Origin of the sequence: Dermatobacter hominis (assembly GCF_020715685.1) — a bacterium.
Taxonomy (GTDB): Bacteria; Actinomycetota; Acidimicrobiia; order Acidimicrobiales; family Microtrichaceae; genus Dermatobacter; species Dermatobacter hominis.
This window is the reverse complement of sequence record NZ_CP085840.1, coordinates 1,998,569-2,017,067: the sequence shown is the minus strand read 5'-3', so window position 1 is coordinate 2,017,067 and position 18,499 is coordinate 1,998,569. Positions and strand designations below refer to the sequence as shown.

General features: G+C 73.8%; 18 protein-coding genes and 1 pseudogene. 13 read left to right on the top strand and 6 right to left on the bottom strand.

Features of this window, described 5'->3' with window-relative positions; translation table 11 throughout:
- Positions 1 to 8 precede the first annotated feature (8 nt).
- On the bottom strand, positions 9 to 1,052 hold the full coding sequence (locus LH044_RS09460) for a Rieske 2Fe-2S domain-containing protein (protein WP_227759781.1): 1,044 nt from the start codon (positions 1,050 to 1,052) through the stop codon (positions 9 to 11).
- Positions 1,053 to 1,175: 123 nt separating this feature from the next.
- Between LH044_RS09460 and LH044_RS09455 the strand changes: the two genes are divergently transcribed.
- Entirely contained in the window at positions 1,176 to 1,685 is a 510-nt protein-coding gene (locus LH044_RS09455; RefSeq protein WP_227759780.1) for a hypothetical protein, read from the top strand.
- Positions 1,658 to 2,572, top strand: a complete 915-nt coding sequence (locus LH044_RS09450) for an HTTM domain-containing protein (protein ID WP_227759779.1) — start codon at positions 1,658 to 1,660, stop codon at positions 2,570 to 2,572. Before LH044_RS09455 ends, LH044_RS09450 begins: the two co-directional genes overlap by 28 nt.
- On the opposite strand, the gene LH044_RS09445 is transcribed toward LH044_RS09450, so the two are convergent.
- Complete coding sequence (locus tag LH044_RS09445) at positions 2,545 to 3,063, bottom strand: HNH endonuclease (protein WP_227759778.1); 519 nt, start codon at positions 3,061 to 3,063, stop codon at positions 2,545 to 2,547. The two genes, LH044_RS09450 and LH044_RS09445, sit on opposite strands and share 28 nt — an antisense overlap.
- 141 nt (positions 3,064 to 3,204) lie before the next feature.
- Here LH044_RS09445 and LH044_RS09440 point away from each other — a divergent pair, with 141 nt between their 5' ends.
- Positions 3,205 to 4,014, top strand: coding sequence for a hypothetical protein (locus LH044_RS09440; RefSeq protein WP_227759777.1), 810 nt, complete (start codon positions 3,205 to 3,207; stop codon positions 4,012 to 4,014).
- Positions 4,015 to 4,111: 97 nt separating this feature from the next.
- Positions 4,112 to 4,789: a histidine phosphatase family protein gene (locus LH044_RS09435; RefSeq protein ID WP_374210606.1), complete on the top strand. Its 678-nt coding sequence runs from the start codon at positions 4,112 to 4,114 to the stop codon at positions 4,787 to 4,789.
- A gap of 30 nt (positions 4,790 to 4,819) precedes the next feature.
- Here LH044_RS09435 and LH044_RS09430 read toward each other — a convergent pair whose 3' ends face one another.
- Complete coding sequence (locus tag LH044_RS09430; protein WP_227759775.1) at positions 4,820 to 5,419, bottom strand: GNAT family N-acetyltransferase; 600 nt, start codon at positions 5,417 to 5,419, stop codon at positions 4,820 to 4,822.
- A 109-nt stretch (positions 5,420 to 5,528) separates the two neighbouring features.
- On the opposite strand from LH044_RS09430, the gene LH044_RS09425 reads away from it, so the two are divergent.
- From LH044_RS09425 to LH044_RS09395, 7 genes are all read left to right on the top strand, one after another.
- A complete protein-coding gene (locus LH044_RS09425; protein WP_227759774.1) occupies positions 5,529 to 6,287 on the top strand; it encodes an SDR family NAD(P)-dependent oxidoreductase in 759 nt (252 codons plus the stop codon).
- A 160-nt stretch (positions 6,288 to 6,447) separates the two neighbouring features.
- Positions 6,448 to 6,639, top strand: coding sequence for a ferredoxin (locus LH044_RS09420; protein WP_227759773.1), 192 nt, complete (start codon positions 6,448 to 6,450; stop codon positions 6,637 to 6,639).
- A gap of 75 nt (positions 6,640 to 6,714) precedes the next feature.
- The gene (locus LH044_RS09415) at positions 6,715 to 7,914 is read left to right on the top strand and encodes an NAD(P)/FAD-dependent oxidoreductase (protein ID WP_227759772.1); all 1,200 of its coding nucleotides are present in this window, start codon (positions 6,715 to 6,717) and stop codon (positions 7,912 to 7,914) included.
- A complete protein-coding gene (locus LH044_RS09410; RefSeq protein WP_227759771.1) occupies positions 7,911 to 8,597 on the top strand; it encodes a lysoplasmalogenase in 687 nt (228 codons plus the stop codon). The genes LH044_RS09415 and LH044_RS09410 overlap by 4 nt, the downstream gene beginning before the upstream one ends.
- A gap of 69 nt (positions 8,598 to 8,666) precedes the next feature.
- On the top strand, positions 8,667 to 9,878 hold the full coding sequence (locus LH044_RS09405; protein ID WP_227759770.1) for a M20 metallopeptidase family protein: 1,212 nt from the start codon (positions 8,667 to 8,669) through the stop codon (positions 9,876 to 9,878).
- A 4-nt stretch (positions 9,879 to 9,882) separates the two neighbouring features.
- On the top strand, positions 9,883 to 10,896 hold the full coding sequence (add, locus tag LH044_RS09400; RefSeq protein WP_227759769.1) for an adenosine deaminase: 1,014 nt from the start codon (positions 9,883 to 9,885) through the stop codon (positions 10,894 to 10,896).
- Positions 10,897 to 10,908: 12 nt separating this feature from the next.
- Positions 10,909 to 11,886 (top strand): alpha/beta hydrolase fold domain-containing protein, encoded by a 978-nt coding sequence (locus LH044_RS09395; protein ID WP_227759768.1) that lies wholly within the window; start codon positions 10,909 to 10,911, stop codon positions 11,884 to 11,886.
- A 4-nt stretch (positions 11,887 to 11,890) separates the two neighbouring features.
- Here LH044_RS09395 and LH044_RS09390 read toward each other — a convergent pair whose 3' ends face one another.
- Complete coding sequence (locus LH044_RS09390; protein ID WP_227759767.1) at positions 11,891 to 13,090, bottom strand: metallophosphoesterase family protein; 1,200 nt, start codon at positions 13,088 to 13,090, stop codon at positions 11,891 to 11,893.
- A 7-nt stretch (positions 13,091 to 13,097) separates the two neighbouring features.
- The gene (locus LH044_RS09385; protein ID WP_227759766.1) at positions 13,098 to 15,701 is read right to left on the bottom strand and encodes a M1 family metallopeptidase; all 2,604 of its coding nucleotides are present in this window, start codon (positions 15,699 to 15,701) and stop codon (positions 13,098 to 13,100) included.
- Positions 15,702 to 15,852: 151 nt separating this feature from the next.
- Here LH044_RS09385 and LH044_RS09375 point away from each other — a divergent pair.
- Positions 15,853 to 16,619, top strand: a pseudogene (locus LH044_RS09375) (enoyl-CoA hydratase-related protein).
- Between the two features lie 19 nt (positions 16,620 to 16,638).
- Positions 16,639 to 17,694: an RDD family protein gene (locus LH044_RS09370; RefSeq protein WP_227759764.1), complete on the top strand. Its 1,056-nt coding sequence runs from the start codon at positions 16,639 to 16,641 to the stop codon at positions 17,692 to 17,694.
- Between the two features lie 9 nt (positions 17,695 to 17,703).
- Here the strand turns inward: LH044_RS09370 and LH044_RS09365 are convergent, their stop codons facing one another.
- Positions 17,704 to 18,477, bottom strand: coding sequence for an enoyl-CoA hydratase (locus LH044_RS09365; protein ID WP_227759763.1), 774 nt, complete (start codon positions 18,475 to 18,477; stop codon positions 17,704 to 17,706).
- Positions 18,478 to 18,499 lie beyond the last annotated feature (22 nt).

Below are 18,499 nucleotides of genomic sequence, written 5' to 3'. Positions count from 1 at the left end.
CGGGTCGCTCAGTTGTTGATCGGGTCCGAGCCGAACTTCCGCGAGGCGGTCTCGACCGGCACGAAGTCGTGGGTCTCGACCGGGTAGTAGACGAGCTGCGAGTCGTCGACGCCCTCGGCGTAGAACTGCGACGCCCACCTGCGGAACTTGGTGAACGGGCCGTCGGTGTCGGCGAGCGCCGGGCGGGCCAGGTACGCCTTGTTCTGCCAGATCGGCGTGTCCTCCTGGACCTGCTTGTCGATCTCGTCGACGAAGGCCTGGCCGACCGTCGAGCTCAGCGCGTCGTCACCGAGCTTGCGCACCGTGAACGTGAAGCGCATGTGGCACTTGTTGGCGGTGAGCGGCGTGTTGCAGCCCATCAGGTAGGTGTCGACGATGCCGGAGAAGCGGATGATGCTGAAGCCCGGACCGAACGAGTCGGCGTCGATGCGGCCGTCGACCACGCCCCGAGGGGTCGGGAAGCGCTGGATCGAGCGCATCTTGGTGCGGGGGCCGTCGACCTCGTAGCTCTCGAGCTCGGGCACCTCCTCGGTGTGGTGCACGTAGCGGAAGTGGGCGGAGTCGACGCCGTTCTCGGCGAGGTCCTGCCACGGCGCCTCGATCGTGTACTCACGGGTCTCGACGGTCGTGAAGTTCTCGGGGTCGTTGAACTCCGGGACCTCGGGGATGGCCCACATGGGCTCGGCGCCCTCGGGGTGGTACCAGGCCATGATCAGGCCGTTCACCTCGGCGACCGGGAACGACTGCACGCACGCCTTCTTGTTGGTGCGCTGCGAGTAGGGGATCAGCGTGTTCTGGCCCTGGGCGTCGAACCGCCAGCCGTGGAACGGGCAGGCGATGTCGTTGCCGACGACCTGGCCGCCGTAGCCGAAGTGGGCGCCGAGGTGCGGGCAGAAGGCGTCGTTGACGTGGACGGCCCCGTCCTCGTCGCGCCAGACCACCAGCTTCCGGTCGAAGCTCTCGATCGGCAGGATCTGGCCCGGCTTGACGTCGGCCGACCACGCCACCTGGAACCAGCCGAACGGGATGGGGAAGGGCGATCGAAGCTGCATGGGGCTCCTCCAGAGGACGGCCACGGGTCCGGACGGGTGGTCCCTGACAGGACGAAACTAGAACGCGTTCTAGTGTAGCCGGTTCGATCTCGCCGGGACAGGGGAGCCCTAGTCTCTTGCCCCGTGGAGACTCGGGCCCAGCGGGACGGACCGGCACAGCCCGAGGGGCCGCCGCTGGACGCCGCCATCGCAGCCGGTCGCGTGCCCGGCGCCGCATGGCGATCGCTCGTCGCCGTGGTCCTCGTCGCCATGACGGCGATCGGTGCGGCCGGGCTGACCGACGACGCGTGGCCGTTCGCCCCCTTCCGCATGTTCGCCCACGCGGTGAAGCCCGACGGGCGGGTGACCAAGGTCGACTTCGTCGGCACGACGGCGTCGGGCGAGGAGCTCCGGCTCGACGCACTCGCCTTCGGGCTGAGGCGCGCCGAGGTCGAGGGCCAGCAGGGTCCGGGCGGCCGCCTGACCCACGAGCAGATGGCCGACCTGGTCGCGACCTACAACGCCGCGAACCCGTCCGATCCGCTCGTGGCGCTCGAGTTCCGACGGCTCGGCAAGGACCTGGTCGACGGCGAGCCGGTCTCGTCGTTCACCGAGACCATCCAGGAGTGGCCGGCCACGGAGGGGCGGCCGTGATCGAGCGGTTCCGCGCCGGCCGGGACCGCTACTGGTTCGATCCGGTGCCCGTGGCGCGGGTCGACGTGTTCGCCCGGATCATCGCCGCGACCGTCGTCTTCACGGTTCTGGTGACCGACCAGTGGGCGGTCGGCCACGAGGGCGCCCCCGAGGCCTTCTACCGCCCCGTCCTGCTCGCCCGGATCCTCCAGCTCGGCCCGCCGGACCCGACGACGATGCTGCTCCTCCGGATCGTGCTGGTGGCGGGGGCGGCCTGGATGTGCACCCGGCGGGCGCCCCGGGCGGCGGCGGCCACCGTCTTCGCGTCCTACGTCGTGTGGCTGCTCTGGGCCTTCTCGTGGTCGAAGGTCGACCACGACCGCCTGACGATCGTGGTCGCCCTCCTCGTGCTCGCGCTGACGCCCCGGATCGGCCCGGCGGTCGAGCGCACGTCCGGCTGGGCGTTGCGGGTCGTCCAGGTCGTGTTCGTGCTCGCCTACCCCTTCTCGGCGTGGGCGAAGCTGCGCTTCGGCGGCTGGGGGTGGATGGAGTCCGCCACCTTCGCCCGGGCGATCGTGCGGCGGGGCTCGACGATCGGCGACTGGCTGCTGCCGTACCCCGGGCTCCTGGTGGTGGCCCAGTGGGCGTTCATCGCGTTCGAGGTCGCGGCGGTCATCCTGCTGTTCCCGCGGGCCCCTCGGCTCGTGCGGAGCGCGGCGCTGGTCGGAGTGCTGCTCCTGCACGTGATGACGTACCTGATGATCGGCATCTCGTTCCTGCCGCACACGATCTGCATCACGGCGTTCCTGCCGCTCGAGCACCTGAGCCGCCGGTGGCGGGCCGAGCACCGCACCGTCGGCGGTCCCGTCGACGGCGCGGCTCAGGCCGCGGCGATTCCCGGCAGGTAGGGCGTCCAGGCCGGCGGCGGTTGCCGGATGCCGGCCCGGGCCAGGATCACGAGCTCGCCCCGCGGCGCGCTGGGTTCGCGCTTGAGGTGCCAGCCGAGCTCCGACAGCAGGTGGGCGCCCTTGTGCGAGTTGTGGCGCGTGCACATCAGCACGACGTTGGTCCACTCGTGCGCCCCGCCCCGCGACCGGGGGACGACGTGGTCGACCGTCTGGCCGCTCCGGTCGCAGCCGACCACCTGGCAGCGCCGCTCGTCGCGGGCCTCGATGGCGCGCCGCGACAGGGGCGCCACCGACTGGAACGGCACCTTCACCATCCGGCGGAGGCGCACCACGACCGGTGCCTCGTAGACGTCGCCGCCGCTCGTGTGCAGGAGGTGCTCGTCGCTCGACTCGAGCAGGTCCACCTTGCCGGCGAACACCAGGCCGATCGCCCGGCGCAGCGCGATGACCCGGAGGGGCTCGTAGCTCGCGTTGAGCAGGAGGACCGTCACGGCCGTGCTCCTTCCGGGGGTGCCCGCTGCGCTCGTGGGCGGCGCGTGTCGGCACATGATGCCAAGAAGGGCCCGCCAGGGGAACGGGATTCACCGCTGCCACGCGCGGATCGCACCGGCCCGCACGGCAGACTGGCCGGCATGCGCACCCAGCACCTCGCCGCCCGCTCCCGCACGCTCCTCGCCGTGGCCGCCGCCGTCGTGCTGGCCGGCGGGGTGCTGGCGGGCTGCGGCGACGACGAGGTCGCCCTGCCTGCGCCCAAGGAGTCCGAGGCCCGGCCCTCGGACGACGCCGGCACGGGGTCCGACCCCGACAGCGAGTACTGCCAGGCGGTCGCCGAGCTGGAGGCCAGCGACCCGGAGGACCTCGAGGACCCGGCGAAGGCCGTCGAGGCGCTGTCCGCGCTGGGAGAGGTGGCCCCCGACGACCTCCGGGAGCCGTTCGAGGTGCTCGCCGACGTCGTCGAGCAGATGGGCGAGCTCGACCCCGACGCGCCCGACTACATCGACCGGACCCTCGAGATCATCCTCGAGCCCGAGGTCCAGGACGCCGCCGACGCGATCGACGAGTACACGAGCGAGGCGTGCGGCATCGACCTCGAGGGCGACACGTCCTCCGACGAGCCCGGCGGCACGTCCTCCGACGAGCCGCTCGACCCCGACACCGGCAGCGCCACCGGCGACATCGACCTGGAGCACATCGACGAGATCAAGGACGGTGCGACGGGCACGTGGGTCGACAAGCTCAACGCCACCTCGATCCTGAACGACACCGACGTGTCGCTGTCCGCCGACTCGTCGGACCCGGTCACCGTCGACGAGGCGATGGACGCCTGCACGACCGTCCTCGACGCGCTGGTGACCATCAACCCGCAGGTCACGGTGGAGATCCGCAACGGCGAGACGCCGGTGGTGGCGGCACCGGCCGGCGGCACCTGCGCCGCGGTCTGACGCCGCGGCTGCGCGTGCCAACCTGTCGGCCGTGACCGACGAGACCGGCCCGGCGACGGGCGAACGAGCCGACCGCGAGCGCACCGACGACGGGGGGATCCGCCAGTACCGGTTCGCGCCGCCGACGGGCGCGACGACCATCGTCCTGGTGCGCCACGGCGAGTCCGCCCCGGAGCACCCCGACCGGCCGTTCCCGCTTCGCGACGGCCACGGGGACCCGCCGCTCGCCCCCGACGGCGAGGAGCAGGCCCGGCGGGTGGGGGAGCGGCTGGCGTCGGAGCACCGCGCCGGCCTGACGATCGACGCGGTCTACGTGACGACGCTGCAGCGCACGCACCAGACGGCGGCGCCGCTCATCGAGCTGCTCGCCCGGGACGGCGGCGTGGACGTCGAGCCGAACGTGCTCGCCGACCTCCGCGAGGTGTTCCTCGGCGAGTGGGAGCAGCAGTTCAGGGCCAAGGTCGCGTCGGGCGACCCGGTCGCGGCGGCGATGTTCGCCGAGGAGCGCTGGGACGTGATCCCGGGCGCCGAGCGGGGCGAGGACTTCGCCGCCCGCCTCCGGGCCGGCGTCGAGGCGATCCACGCCGCTCACCCCGACAGCCGCGTGGTGGCGGTCGTCCACGGCGGGGTGATCGGCCAGCTGCTGGCCATGGCGACGGGCAGCACGCCGTTCGCCTTCGTCGGCGCCGACAACGCGTCGATCAGCGAGCTGGTCGTGCAGGCCGACGGCCGGTGGCGGATCCGCCGCTTCAACGACATCGCCCACCTGGTCTGAGCCGGCGCTCGGCCGAGCCGGTGGGGCGGCTCAGCGGGGGTCGCGCCACATGCGCCAGAGCGGCGGCGCGCCGGGGACGGCGACCATCTCCTCGACGACCTCGAACCCGTGACGGCGGTAGAACGGCACGTTGTCCAGCTTCGAGCTCTCGAGGTAGGCGCCGACCCCCTCCTCGTCGGCCCGCTCGAGCCCGGGCCCGATCAGGGCGGAGCCGATGCCGCGGCCGCGCAGGTGGGCGTCGGTGGCCAGGAACTCGAGGTACCAGTGCCGCTCCTTCGGGTGCGCGGCCTCCATGCGCCCGACCATCCGGAGCGTCCGCCGCAGGCCCGCGACGCCGAAGCCCCGCAGCATCGCCGGCCCGGATCGCACGGCGGCGCTGGTCGGGAAGCTCCACGCGCCGGGGGGCGCCCAGACCGCCGCGCCCTCGTGGGCGTTCGTGGTCCAGACCGTGCGGTGCCCGATCGACGGACCGATCAGGTGGCGGAACACCGGGGCCATGCGCCGCGGCCACCGGCGGTCCTCGGGCGCCATCCACCGCCAGATCGGGTCGTCGGTGAAGCCGCGGGACAGGACGAGGGAGAGGTCCGGCGCGTCCTCGGTCGTCGCCGTGCGCACGCTGCCCTCCGCCACGGGCGGCGAACCTAGACGGTCGACCGACCCCGGACCAGAACCGCCCCCGGACGGTTACCGTGCCCGGATCGGAGCCGGGGCCGCCTCGGCGCGCGAGGAGGCGATCGGCATGGTGGACCTGACGGGACGGGTGGTGGTGGTCACCGGCGGCAACGGCGGGATCGGCCTCGGTCTCGCCCACGGGGTCGCCGCGGCCGGCGCGACGGTGGCGGTGTGGGGCCGCAACCCCGACAAGAACGCCGCGGCGGTCGAGGAGCTCCGGGCCGCCGGCGCCACCGGCTCGACGTCGGCGGTCGTCGACGTGTCCGACGAGGAGCAGGTCGACGCCGCCATGGCCGAGACGCTGGCCGCGCACGGTCGGGTCGACACGATGGTCGCCAACGCCGGCATCGGCGGGGGCGCCCCGTTCGCCGAGCAGACCCTCGAGCGCTGGCGCCGCATCATGGAGGTCAACCTCGACGGCGCCTTCCTCTCGTTCCGGGCCGCGGTCCGCCACATGATCGAGCGGGGCGAGGGCGGCTCCCTCATCGGGATCTCGTCGACGTCGGCCATCCACGGCGCACCCGCCAACCAGGCCTACTCCTGCTCGAAGACGGCCATGATCGCCCTCGTCAAGGGGTTGGCGGTCGAGATGGCCCGCCACGGCATCCGGGCGAACGGGATCGTGCCGGGCTGGGTCGAGACCGAGCTCACCGCGCCCCTCCTCGGGTGGGAGCGGTTCATGGCCAACACGACGGCCCGGACGCCGGTGCGGCGCTGGGGCGCCCCGTCGGACTTCGGCGAAGCCGCCGCGTTCCTGGCCGATCCGACCCAGACGTTCCACACGGGCGACCTCCTCGTGATCGACGGCGGCTACTCGATCTTCTGACCCGCAGCCCCTCCTCCAGCTCGTCCCACCGAGCCGGACCGACCCGACGCCGTCGTCCCGGGTGGGCGCTGCACGGTCGATAGAGTGCGCGGGCCGGTCGGGCGACCGGTGGCCCCGGCCGTCGCCGCCGGGGACGTGAGCGGTCAGCAAGGGGAGCACCATGAAGGTTGTCGTGAACTTCGACCTCTGCGAGTCGAACGCCGTGTGCATGGGCATCGCACCCGAGGTGTTCGAGGTGCGGGACGACGACTTCCTCTACGTGCTGCAGGAGGAGCCGCCCGAGGAGCTCCGGGGCAAGGTCGAGGAGGCCGCCCGCCGCTGCCCCAAGCAGGCCATCGCGATCGAGGGCTGAGCCCAGCCCCTCGAGCGGTGCCCGTGCGGTGCCGCTCCTGCGGACCGACCGGACACGGAGCACCGGAGGCACCGAGTGACCACCTACGCCATCGTCGGCGCGTCCCTGGCCGGCCTCAGCGCGGCCAACACGTTCCGCGGCCGGGGCCACGACGGCCGGATCGTGGTCGTCGACCCGTCGCCCGAGCTGCCCTCGGACCGACCCCCGCTGTCGAAGCAGGTCCTCGCCGGCGAGTGGGAGGTCGAGCGGGCCCACCAGCCGCTCGCGAACAAGGTCCCCGAGCTCGACCTGGACCTCCGGTTCGGCACCGCCGCGACCGCGCTCGACGTGGCCTCACGCACCCTGGCGCTGTCGGACGGCTCCGAGGTGACCGCCGACGGGATCGTCCTGGCCATGGGCGCCGCGGCGCGCCGCCTGCCCGGCCCCGAGCTCGAGGGCGTGCACGTGGTCCGCGACCTCGCCGACACCCAGGCGCTCCGGGCCGACCTGGACCGCCGCCCGCAGCGCGTGGCCGTGGTGGGGGCCGGTTTCATCGGCGCCGAGGTCGCCGCCACCTGCCGGGAGCAGGGCTTCGAGGTCACGATGATCGAGGCGGCGCGCACGCCGCTGCTGCGGGCGTTCCCCGCCACGATCGGCGACTTCGTGACCGGGCTGCACCGCGACCACGGCGTGGACGTGCGGCTGGGGGTCGGCGTCGACGGCCTGACCGACGACGGCGCCGGCCGGGTCACCGGCATCCGCATGGCGGACCGCTCGACGGTCGAGGCCGAGGTCGTCGTCGTGGGCATCGGCGTCACGCCGAACACGGGCTGGCTCGCGGGGTCGGGTCTGGACCTCTCCGACGGGGTCGTGTGCGACGCGACCTGCCTCGCCGCACCCGGGATCGCGGCGGCCGGCGACGTCGCGAGCTGGGTGAACGAGCACTTCGGCGAGCGCATGCGGGTCGAGCACTGGGAGCACGCGATCGAGCAGGGCGAGGCCGCCGCCGTGCGCCTGCTCGGCGGGGACGTCGACGCCGTGCCCTACCTGTCGGTGCCGTGGTTCTGGTCGGACCAGTACGACCGCAAGATCCAGATGGCCGGGCGGCCGTCGGGCGACGACGAGCTGCACCTCGTCGAGGGCTCGGTCGAGGAGCGCCGCTTCGTCGTCGCGTTCCGCCGCGGTGACCGCTGCACCGGCGTCCTCGGCGTGAACCGGCCGCGCCACGTCGTCCAGGCCCGCATGAAGCTGGCCGACTCGCTCGACTGGGGACCGATCGCGGAGCTGTTCGCGTGAGCGCGGCCCTCCTCGGCGCGGACGGCACCACGTACCTCGGCATCGGCCCCGCCAACACCCTGTTCTGGGCGCTGATCGGCGCCACGCTGGTCGTCGCGGTCGCCGACTGGGTCGCGGTCGCCACCGACCGCCGGCGGGTCGAGTACGTGCTCAAGCCGCTGACGATGGTCGTGCTGATCGCGGCCGCGCTGGTGCTCGAGGACCCGCTGTCGGGCCCGGCGCGCGGCTGGCTGGTCGCCGGCCTCCTGTGCTCGCTGGCCGGCGACGTGTTCCTCATGCTCGAGGACCACTTCGTCGAGGGCCTGGCCGCGTTCCTGGTCGGCCACGTCGCGTACGTGGTCGCGCTGTGGAACCTCGGCGTCGACCTGCCGCGGTTCCTCGTCGGCGTCGTGATCGTGGCGGTGCTGATGGTGGTGATCGGGCGGCCGATCATCAGCGGGGCCCGCCGCCGGGACCCTCGGCTCGGCGTCCCGGTGACGGCCTACATCACGGTGATCTCGCTGATGGTGGCCTCGGCGATCGGCACCGGGTCGTGGATCGCGGTCGTCGGCGCGGTGCTGTTCTACGCCTCGGACGGGGTCATCGGCGTGAGCCGGTTCGTGAAGGACTTCCCGCAGTCCCGGCTCGTCGTGATGACGACGTACCATCTGGGGCAGATCGGGCTCGTGCTGGCGCTCGTGTGACGCCACCGCCCGACTCGGGGCGATGCGTCGGGGTGGTCCCGGCGGCGCCGCCGTCGGGAAGGACGAGACATGACGATGACCGACGACGAGCTGCTCGACGGGGCCCGGGGCTTCCTCCCGGGCGTCGTGGAGCTGCGACGGGACCTGCACCTGCACCCCGAGCTGGGCACCGACCTGCCCCGGACGCAGTCCGCCGTGCTCGAGGCGCTCGACGGGCTCGGGCTCGACGTGCGGACCGGTTCGTCGCTGTCGTCGGTCGTCGCCGACCTCGACGGCGGGGCGGGCGACGGGCCGACCATCCTCCTCCGGGGCGACATGGACGCGCTGCCGATGCCCGAGGACACCGGGCTCGACTTCTCGAGCACGGTCGACGGCGCCATGCACGCCTGCGGCCACGATGCCCACACCTCGATGCTCGTCGGCGCGGCCCGCCTGCTGGCCGAGCGCCGCGACGAGCTCGCCGGGCGGATCCGCTTCATGTTCCAGCCCGGCGAGGAGGGCTTCGGCGGCGCCGTGCAGATGATCGACGAGGGCGTGCTCGACGGGGTCGACGCCGCCTTCGCGCTGCACGTCGCTCCCAACCTCTGGTCGGACTGGATCGTGTACCGGCCGGGTGCGGCGATGGCGTCGGCCGACGTCGTCGAGATCACGATCACCGGGCGCGGCGGCCACGCCTCGACGCCGCACTGGGCCGCCGACCCGGTGCCGGCCGCCTGCGAGGCCGTGCTGGCGCTGCAGTCGATGATCACCCGGACGGTCAACGCGTTCGACCCGGCCGTCCTGACCATCGCCAAGATCCGTGCCGGCACGACCGACAACGTGATCCCCGAGTCGGCCACGCTCACCGGCACCCTCAGGGCGGTCAGCGAGTCGACCCGCCACGCCGTCTGGGACCGCATCCGCCAGGTGACCGACGGGATCGCCGCGGCGCACGGCTGCACCGCCCGGGTCGAGATCCTCGAGGGCTACCCGGTCACCGTCAACGACGCCCGCTTCACCGACTGGGCGCGGCAGGTCGCGACCGACGTCCTGGGCCCGAAGACCGTCGCCGAGATGCCCTCGCCCGTGATGGGCGCCGAGGACTTCTCGTACGTGCTGCAGAAGGTGCCGGGGGCGATCTTCTTCCTCGGCGTGTGCCCGCCGGAGCACCCGAACCCGTTCGAGGCGCCGGCGTGCCACTCGAACCGGATGGTCCTGAACGAGGACGCGATGGCGACGGGCATCGCCATCCACGCGGCGGTCGCCACCAGCTTCCTCGCCGCCAAGGGCGAGTTCGGCTGACACGGTGGCGGTGCCGACGCGGGCCTGGTGCTTCGAGCTGCCCAAGGCCGACGTCCACGTGCACCTCGAGGGCTGCATCCCCGTCGACCTCCTCGAGGCCGCGGCCCGGGCGCAGGGCGTCGACCTCCCGGTGCTCGACGAGTCCCGGGGCCTCGACGGCCTCCTCGAGCACCTCGACGCCTCGTGCCGGCTCCTGGTCGACCCGGGGCTCGTGGCCGAGCTCGGCTCCCGGTTCGCCCGTCGCTGCACGTGGGACGGGATCGTCACCGCGGACGTGATCTTCAACCCGACGCACTGGCCGGCGTGGGACGGCCGGCTCGGCGAGTTCGTCGACGCGCTCGACCGGGGCATGTCCGACGCCGAGGCGGACGGCCACCCACCGGTCCGGCTGCTGCCGAGCGTCAAGCGGGACCAGTCCGCGGAGGCGGCGCTGGCGCTCGTCGACGCGATGGTCGCCCTCGGCCATCCGCGGGTGGTCGGCCTGTCGATCGACGGGAACGAGGCCGCGGCCGGCCCGACGGGGGAGCGGTTCCGCCCGGCGTTCGAGCGGGCCGCCGAGGCGGGGTTCCACCGGGCCGTCCACGCCGGCGAGTCGTCGGGCCCCGACGGGGTCCGCGACGCCATCGACCTGCTCATGGCCGAGCGCGTCGACCACGGCGTCCGCGCCGTCGAGGACCCGGCGCTCGTCGCCGAGCTGGCGGCGCGGGGCATCCCGCTCGACGTGTGCCCGACCTCCAACCTGACCCTCGGCCTGTACCCGATCCTGCACTCGCACCCCGTCGACGAGCTGCGGCGCGCGGGGGTCCGCGTGGCGCTCGGGACCGACGACCCCGAGCTGCTCGGCGGCGACCTGACCCACGAGTACCACTCGACGGCGGCCGCGTTCGGCTGGGACCACGGGACGGTCGCCGAGGTGGCCCGGACCTCGATCGAGGTGTCGTTCGCGCCCGACGAGCTGAAGGCCGAGCTGCTCGCAGAGCTCGACGCGTTCGTCGCGCGCGCCGCCGTCGAGGGCTGAGGGCCTCGGTCGGTGGCGCCGGCACGGCGACGCCTCGACCGGGTCGTGGTCGATCCCGGCCCCGACGACCGGCTCGCGGGCGTGGTCGCCGGCATCCGGGCTCTCCGCCCCGGCGACACGCTGGCGGCGCGCCGGGCCGGCGCCGAGCACGACGTCGACCGGGAGGCGCAGGTCCTCCTCGACGACGGCTTCGCCGTGGCCGAGCGGTCCATCGACACCGACGACGGCCCGCTGCCGGTCCAGGTCGTGGAGCCGCCGGGCGCCCTCTCCGGCACGCTCGTGGCGTTCCACGGCGGCGGCTACGTGCTGTGCTCGCCCGGCACGCACGCCCTCCGGTTCGCCCGGATGGCGCAGGCGGCCCGCTGCCGGCTCCTCAACGTCGGCTACCCGCTCGCGCCCGAGCACCCGTTCCCCGCCGCGGTCCGTGCCGGGGTGCGGGCGGTCGAGCGCGCCGCCGCCGACGGCCCGGTCGTGCTCCTCGGGGACTCCGCCGGCGGCGGGCTGGTGCTCTCGGTCGCGCTCAGCCTGCGCGACGGCCTCCACGGCGCCCCCGACCCGGCCGGGCCCGCGGCGGTGCGGGTCGCCGGCCTCGTCGCGATCTCCCCGTGGACCGACCTGACGTGTTCGGCGCCGTCGCTGGTCGAGCGACGGTCCATCGACCCGTTCGCCCACATCGACGACCTGCCGGCGTTCGCCGCGGACTACCTGCGCGGCGGCACCGAGCCCACCGACCCGGTCGCCTCGCCGCTGTTCGCCGACCTCGCCGGACTGCCGCCGACGCTGGTCCAGGTCGGCTCCACCGAGACGATGTACGACGACGCGGCCCGGTGGGCCGAGCGGGCGGCCGCAGCCGGCGTGGCCGTCCGCCTCGAGGAGTGGGAGGGCATGTTCCACACCTGGCACGGCCACGTCGGCGAGCTCACGGGCGCCGACCTGGCGGTGGCGGCGATCGGCTCGTTCGTCCGCGAGCGCCTCGACGCGGCGCGGTGATCGGTCAGGTCCAGTCGAGCGTGAACGAGCGGTCCGACAGGGTGCCGGTCGCCCAGAGCGCCCACACCCCGCCGAGGGCGCTCCGGCTGCGCTCGCTCCACGCCAGGGCCCGGGGCCGGGCCGTCCGGCGGACCACCTGCATGAGCCCGCCCTCGAACACCCGGTAGCCGGCCCACGTCGCGGGGAAGTGGTTGGTCGCGCCGACCTCGCTCCACGGGACGCCGGCCACCCGCCGCACGCGACAGCGGTGGGTGTGGCCCGAGCTCACGACGGCGTGCGGGGTGGCGGCCCCGAGGGCGCCGGCGAACCGCATGGCGTCGGGGCCCGGGGTGCCGTGGGGCCAGTAGAGGGGGACCCGGAACCGCTGGGGCTGGTGGTGCGTCGCGACGAAGGTCCCCGATCCGCCGGCCGCGGCGTCGGCCGCGAGGTCCGCAACCTCGTCCGCGTGGCGGGTCATGCGGCCCCACCCGTTGCCCGGGATCCCCGACTCGACGAGCACGACGCGCAGACCCGGGAGGTCGACGTGCTCGACGTCGCGGGCGAGGTGCAGACCCCGTGCCTTCGCCGCCACCTCGGGCTCGACGAGTCGCTTGGACCCCGTGTCGTGGTTGCCGGGCAGCATGTGCACCGGCACGTCGACGCCGCCGAACAGCGCTGCGGCCTGGTCCCAGAAGCGGTCGTAGGACTGGTCGCACACGTCGCCCTTCACCACGATCGAGGCGGCTCCCCAGTCGAGGGCGTCGGTCAGCGCGTCCCGGGCCATGTCGAGCGGGGTGGGCGGGGCCGGCCGGGTGGGGCGGCCGCGGGACCGCCGGTGCTCGGCCGACGCCTCCCGGACCTCCTCGCGCCCGAGGTGCAGGTCGTTCAGCGTGGCGAATCGGAACAGCTCCTCGCCCGGCGGTGCGGGTTGGGTCCGGAACGCCCGGCGTCGTCGTTCGCCGCCGGCGCGCACCTCGACGACGTGGCGCGACCCCGGGCGCAGGCCGGTGAGCTCGACGGCGCCGGGGCCGCCGGCGTGCTCCACCTGCATCGCCGTGCTCCGACCGCCGGGGCCGTCCACCGCGATCGACACCGGTCCGGCGGGCAGCGAGGACCACACCAGCTGCGCGCCGCGGTCCTCGACGGCGAAGACGTCCAGACCCGCACCCGCGGTGCGCGGTCGGGCGACGTGCTCGACGGTGTGGCGCCGGGGGGTGGTGGTCATGCTCCCTTCAGGATGCCGGGCCGTCGCCGATCTCGGCGCGGAGCCGCTCGGAGGCCCGGACGGTGATCCACATCCGCTGCAGGTGCTGGGCCAGCACGCGGGCGCCGCTCGGGGTCGGGTGGTCCGCCGTGAAGGCCTGGATGCTCGCCGCCAGCTCGGGGTCGGTGACGGATCGGATGCCCTCGAACATCCGGACGGCGGCGCTCGACGGCACCTTCTCCAGCACGGCGTCCCACTCGGCGGTCAGGAAGTCCCACGCCCGGCCGGCGAAGCGGGGGTGCGACAGCGCCCGGCGCAGCACGTAGGCGCTGTCCTGGGACCGGACCTCGGTGAGGGTGAGCTCGAGGAGGTGGTCGAAGCACTCCGCCACCGGCGTGTCGGCGAGCGCGTAGAGGTAGCGGATGACGTCCTGCGGGTTGGTGGCGGCGTGCCAGCGCTCCTCGATGAGGGCGTGGTCGTCGGCGTCGCCGGTGGCCGCGACGACGTCGAGCGCGGCGGCGAGCAGTGTGCTGTCGGTGTCGGGGCGGGCCCGAGCCTCGTCGGGTGGCGTGTGGACGAGCTCGTGCGCCAGGGTGCGGATGGCCGCGTCGCGGCCGACCACGCCGAGCAGCGACACCAGGATCCCGCGGAGGTCGCGCCACCGCTCGAGCCCGGTCGGGTCGAGGTCGTCGAGCAGTCGGTCGACGTGGCCGAGCGGACCGTCGGCGACGTCGACGGCGAGCGCGGCGTTGATGTCGTCGTCGTGGTCGAGGCCCCGCAGCCGCCGGAGCTCGCGCACGGCCTGCGCGATGCGTCGCCAGACCGACGGGTCGGTCTCGCGCCACGCGCTCAGGCGGACGAGGTCCTCGACGGCCGCCCCGGAGAGGTCGCCACGCAGCAGCGCCGCCCAGGCGTCGTCGAGCAGCACGAAGCGCTCGAGCGGGGTCGTCGTCGGGTCGACCGCCTCGGCCGCCCGCGCCGTGGCGGGGAGCTCGGAGCGGAAGAAGCCGTCGCCCCGGGTGTTGATCCGCAGCGCCGTGGGCCGGCCGCCGAGGTCGACCGTCGTCGGCTCCTCGAGCAGGACGCGCTCCTGGCGCTCGGTGCCGTCGACGAGCGCGGTCAGGACCATGGGCACCGGCCACCGTTCGCCGAGCTGGTCGCCACCGTCGTCGTCGCCGGCCGGTGCGTCGGGGTCGGTGACGGTGGCGGGCTCCTGGCGCAGCGCCACGCCGTCGTCGGTCAGCTCGGCGGTGACCACCGGGTGGCCGCCCCGGTAGATCCAGGCGTCCATGATGTGGCGCACGGGCTCGCCGCTCACCTCCTCGAGCGCGTCCCACAGGTCGGTGGTCTCGGTGTTCCCGTAGGCGTGGGTCCGCAGGTAGTGGCGGATCCCGTCACGGAAGCGATCGGCGCCGAGGTACTGCTCGAGCATCCGGACGACCGACGCGCCCTTCTCGTACGTGAGGATGTCGAACATCGCCTCGGCGTCGGCCGGGCTCTCGACGTCGAACTCGATCGGGCGCGTCGTGCTCAGCGCATCGGTGTCGAACGCGGCGGCGCGCGACAGGCCGAAGCCGGTCCAGGTGTCCCAGTCGGGGCGGAACGCGTCGGACGCGGTGACCTCCATGAAGGTGGCGAACGCCTCGTTGAGCCAGATGCCGTTCCACCAGCCCATCGTCACGAGGTCGCCGAACCACATGTGGGCGAGCTCGTGGTTGATCACGTCGGCGACGCGCTGGAGCTCGGGCTGCGTGGACCCGTCGGGGTCGACGAGCAGCGCCACCTCGCGGAACGTGATGCAGCCGAGGTTCTCCATGGCGCCGAACGCGAAGTCGGGGACCGCGACGAGGTCGACCTTGTCGCCCGGGTAGGGCAGGTCGTAGTAGCGCTCGAGGAACCGGATCCCGGCGTCGGCGACGTCGAGCGCGAAGGCCGCGAGCGGGCCCGATCCCGGCGGGTGCACCACGCGGAGGGGGATCGTGGCCGCCATGCCCTGCACCGCCCGGGGCTCGGTGACCTCCAACGGCCCGACGACGGCGGCGACGAGGTAGGTCGACATCACCATCGTGTCCGCGAACCGCACCCGGACCGTCCCGTCGCCCAGGAGCTCGCGGGAGGTCTCGGCCGCATTGGAGACGGCGAGCATCCCGTCGGGCACGACGAGGGCGACCGCGAAGGTGGCCTTCATGTCGGGCTCGTCGAAGCACGGGAACGCCCGGCGGGCGTAGGTCGACTCGAACTGGGTCACCGCCAGGTGGCGCTCCTCGCCGTCGACGGTGAACGTGGAGCGGTACAGCCCGACCAGCGCCTCGCAGTACGGCCCCTCGAAGTCCGCCTCGATGCGGGCGGGGCCGGCGGGCAGGGGGTGGTCGAGGACCAGCGCGACGCGCTCGTGCTCGGCGTCGACGTCGACGGACGGCTCCTGCGGCGAGCCGCCCTCGGGGGTCACCGTGACGGTCCCGAGCGTGAGGTCGAGCGAGTTGAGCACGACCCGGTCGACCGGCTCGACGACCTCGACCTCGATCGCGACGCGGCCGGAGAACGTCGGCCGGTCGGGGTCGACGACCAGCTCGAGGTCGTAGCGCGAGGGCAGGACGGTTCGGGGCAGGCGGTAGGGGTCCTCGGTGGGCATGCGCTGGAGGCTATCGACGGCCCACCGCGGCGTCGGCCGCGGCCCCGGGCGACCGGCGGGTACCGTCGCGGACGTGTACGAGTGCTTCGACGTCTCCACCTCCGACCAGGTCGCCCACCTCCAGCTGAAGCGGCCCGACGCCTACAACACGATGGTGCCGAGCTTCTGGACCGAGCTGCCGCAGATCGTGCGCGAGATCGACGCGTCCGGGTCCGCGCGCGCCATCGTGATCTCCTCGACCGGCAAGCACTTCTGCGCCGGGATGGACCTGTCGGTGTTCACCGGCGGCTCCGGCATCGGCGGCTCGCCGGGCGTGTCGGAGGAGGGCCGCAAGCGCGGCTACCTCTGGATGATGGTGCAGCACCTCCAGGACTCGCTCACCGCGCTGGAGCAGGCCCGCATGCGGTGCTCGCCGCGGTGCAGGGCGGCTGCATCGGTGGTGCGGTCGACATGGTCTCCGCCGCCGACATGCGCTACTGCTCGGCCGACGCGTTCTTCTGCGTCCAGGAGATCAACATCGGCATGACCGCCGACGTCGGCACCCTGCAGCGGCTGCCCAAGATCATCCCCGACGGCATCGCCAGGGAGCTCGCCTACACCGGCGACCGCATGCCGGCGCAGCGGGCCTACGAGTGCGGGCTGGTCAACCAGGTGTTCGACGACCACGAGTCGCTCGTCGAGGGCACGCTCGAGATCGCGGCCCGCATCGCGACCAAGTCGCCGCTCGCGATCTGGGGCACCAAGGAGATGATCAACTTCACCCGCGACCACTCCGTCGCCGACAGCCTGAAGTACATGGCCGGCTGGCAGTCCGGCATGTTCCAGCCCGGCGACATGATGGAGGAGTTCGGGGCGAAGGCCGACAAGCGGACGGCCGACTTCGAACCCATCCCACCCCGCCCCGGATCCGGGATATAGGGGTGCACAGCGACAACCCTTGTCGTTTTTCCGACCAGAGAACTGGGGCCGAGCGAGCGGGCCGGAGCCGCCGCTGCACCGGCCCGAGCCCGACCACGGGACCGTCGACCTCTACGTCGGCGACCTCCAGCCGCCGCAGCTCCACCACCTCGACCTGCTGCTGACGTCGGCCGACATCCCGTTCTTCGTCGGCGTGGGCATCCGGACGGTGCCCGCCGCCCGTGCCGGTGAGGCCGAGGACCTGATCGACGCCGCGAGCCGCGAGGACGACCCGGGCGCGGAGGGCGGGACGGGCAGCGGGCCGGGGGACGGACCGCCGGCATCCATCGACGGCGCATGGCTGGACGACGATCCTGCGCTGCTCCGCGACCAGCCCGACGCCGGTGCGATCGCCCTGGGCTCGGGCGCCTCGACGTCGGTCCGGGTGCTCGCCGGGACCGGTCGCCGGGCGTGGGCGCAGGTCGTCAACTGGTTCGGCCTGGGCTGCCTGGCTTCGGTCGCGGTCACGCCGCTGCTGTCCGATGCCGTCGCCGTCGGCCGGACGGTCACCTTCGTCCTGTACCTGGTGCTCTGCATCGTGCTGACGGGGATCTGGGGCAAGGACCTCGGGCAGCTGGTGTGCCGCCTCCAGGTGGTGGGCGCGGACGGCCTCCCGCCGGGGCTGCGGCGCGCGACCCGGCGGGTCCTGGTCGTCTATGGCCCGATGGCGGTGCTCTACGCCGTCGAGTGGGCGCTGTACCTCGGCGACGGGGGCTCGACCGGCGCCGTCGGCGTGGTGGTCGGGGCGGTCGACGTCGCGGTCGCGGTCGGGTGGCCGGTCGCGATCCTGTTCTCGATCGCGCAGGACGACGACCACCAGGGGTGGCACGACCGCGTCGGCGGGACCTGGGTCGTGACGACGGCGCCCCGGCGCGACCGGCTGGGAGCGCTCCGGCGGAGCGGCCCTGCGATCGGCGCCGCCGCCGGGCTGACCGTCCCGACCGTCACCGGCCCGCCCGACGACGACGAGCCGGATCTCGACGACGAGCCTGGCCTGGACGACGAGCCGGAGCCGGACGACCGGGTGTCGGGCTGACGGTCTGCGTCAGAGCTGCGTGCGACCGCGTTCGGTCACGGCCCGACGCCGGGCCTCCAGATCGGCGCCGCCCCGCTCGGCCATCCAGGCGCGGCTCGTGCGCTGCTCGAGGTCGAGCGCCTCACCGGCGCTGAGCAGGGACCCCTCCGCGTAGGTGGCGAGGATCTGGCGCACGCCGTCGGGGTCGTTGCCGACGATGTCGACCGCCAGGCGGCGCGCCGTCGGCAGCAGCTCCGCGTGCGGCACGACGTGGTTCACGAGGCCCCAGTCGTAGGCGGTGGCGGCGTCGAGGAAGTTGCCGGTCGCCGACAGCTCCCGGGCCCGCCGCACCCCCACGGCCTGGGGCAGCAGGACGGTCAGGCCCCACCCGGGCATGATCCCGACGCGGGCGTGGGTGTCGGCGAAGCGGGCGTGCTCCGAGGCAACGAGGAAGTCGCACGCCAGCGCCAGCTCGAAGCCGCCGGTGATGGCCACGCCGTTGATCGCGCCGATCACCGGCGTCGACATCGTCGGGAACGGCCGGCGCAGGTCGGCCGAGTCGCCGAAGCCACCGGCCAGCGTGTCGGGCGCCTCGGCGAGCTCCTTCAGGTCGAGCCCGGCGCAGAACGCCGGATCCGCGCCGGTCAGAACGACCGCATGGACGTCCGCATCGGCGTCGAGGCCGCGCATCGCCTCGTACAGGGTGCTGCGCAAGTCGGCATTCAGTGCGTTGCGGGCGGCGGGACGATCGAGCGTCACCACCGCGTACCCGTCGGTCAGCTCGACCCTCAGTACGTCGGACATGGTCCCCCCTCGGATTTCTGGT

What these genes read in the sequence shown, in the direction of transcription:
- LH044_RS09460 (WP_227759781.1), bottom strand. Translation starts at nt 1,052, where the DNA reads ATGCAGCTTCGATCGCCCTTCCCCATCCCGTTCGGCTGGTTCCAGGTG.
- LH044_RS09440 (WP_227759777.1), top strand. Translation starts at nt 3,205, where the DNA reads ATGCGCACCCAGCACCTCGCCGCCCGCTCCCGCACGCTCCTCGCCGTG.
- LH044_RS09425 (WP_227759774.1), top strand. Translation starts at nt 5,529, where the DNA reads ATGGTGGACCTGACGGGACGGGTGGTGGTGGTCACCGGCGGCAACGGC.
- LH044_RS09420 (WP_227759773.1), top strand. Translation starts at nt 6,448, where the DNA reads ATGAAGGTTGTCGTGAACTTCGACCTCTGCGAGTCGAACGCCGTGTGC.
- LH044_RS09405 (WP_227759770.1), top strand. Translation starts at nt 8,667, where the DNA reads ATGACGATGACCGACGACGAGCTGCTCGACGGGGCCCGGGGCTTCCTC.
- LH044_RS09390 (WP_227759767.1), bottom strand. Translation starts at nt 13,090, where the DNA reads ATGACCACCACCCCCCGGCGCCACACCGTCGAGCACGTCGCCCGACCG.
- LH044_RS09385 (WP_227759766.1), bottom strand. Translation starts at nt 15,701, where the DNA reads ATGCCCACCGAGGACCCCTACCGCCTGCCCCGAACCGTCCTGCCCTCG.
- LH044_RS09365 (WP_227759763.1), bottom strand. Translation starts at nt 18,477, where the DNA reads ATGTCCGACGTACTGAGGGTCGAGCTGACCGACGGGTACGCGGTGGTG.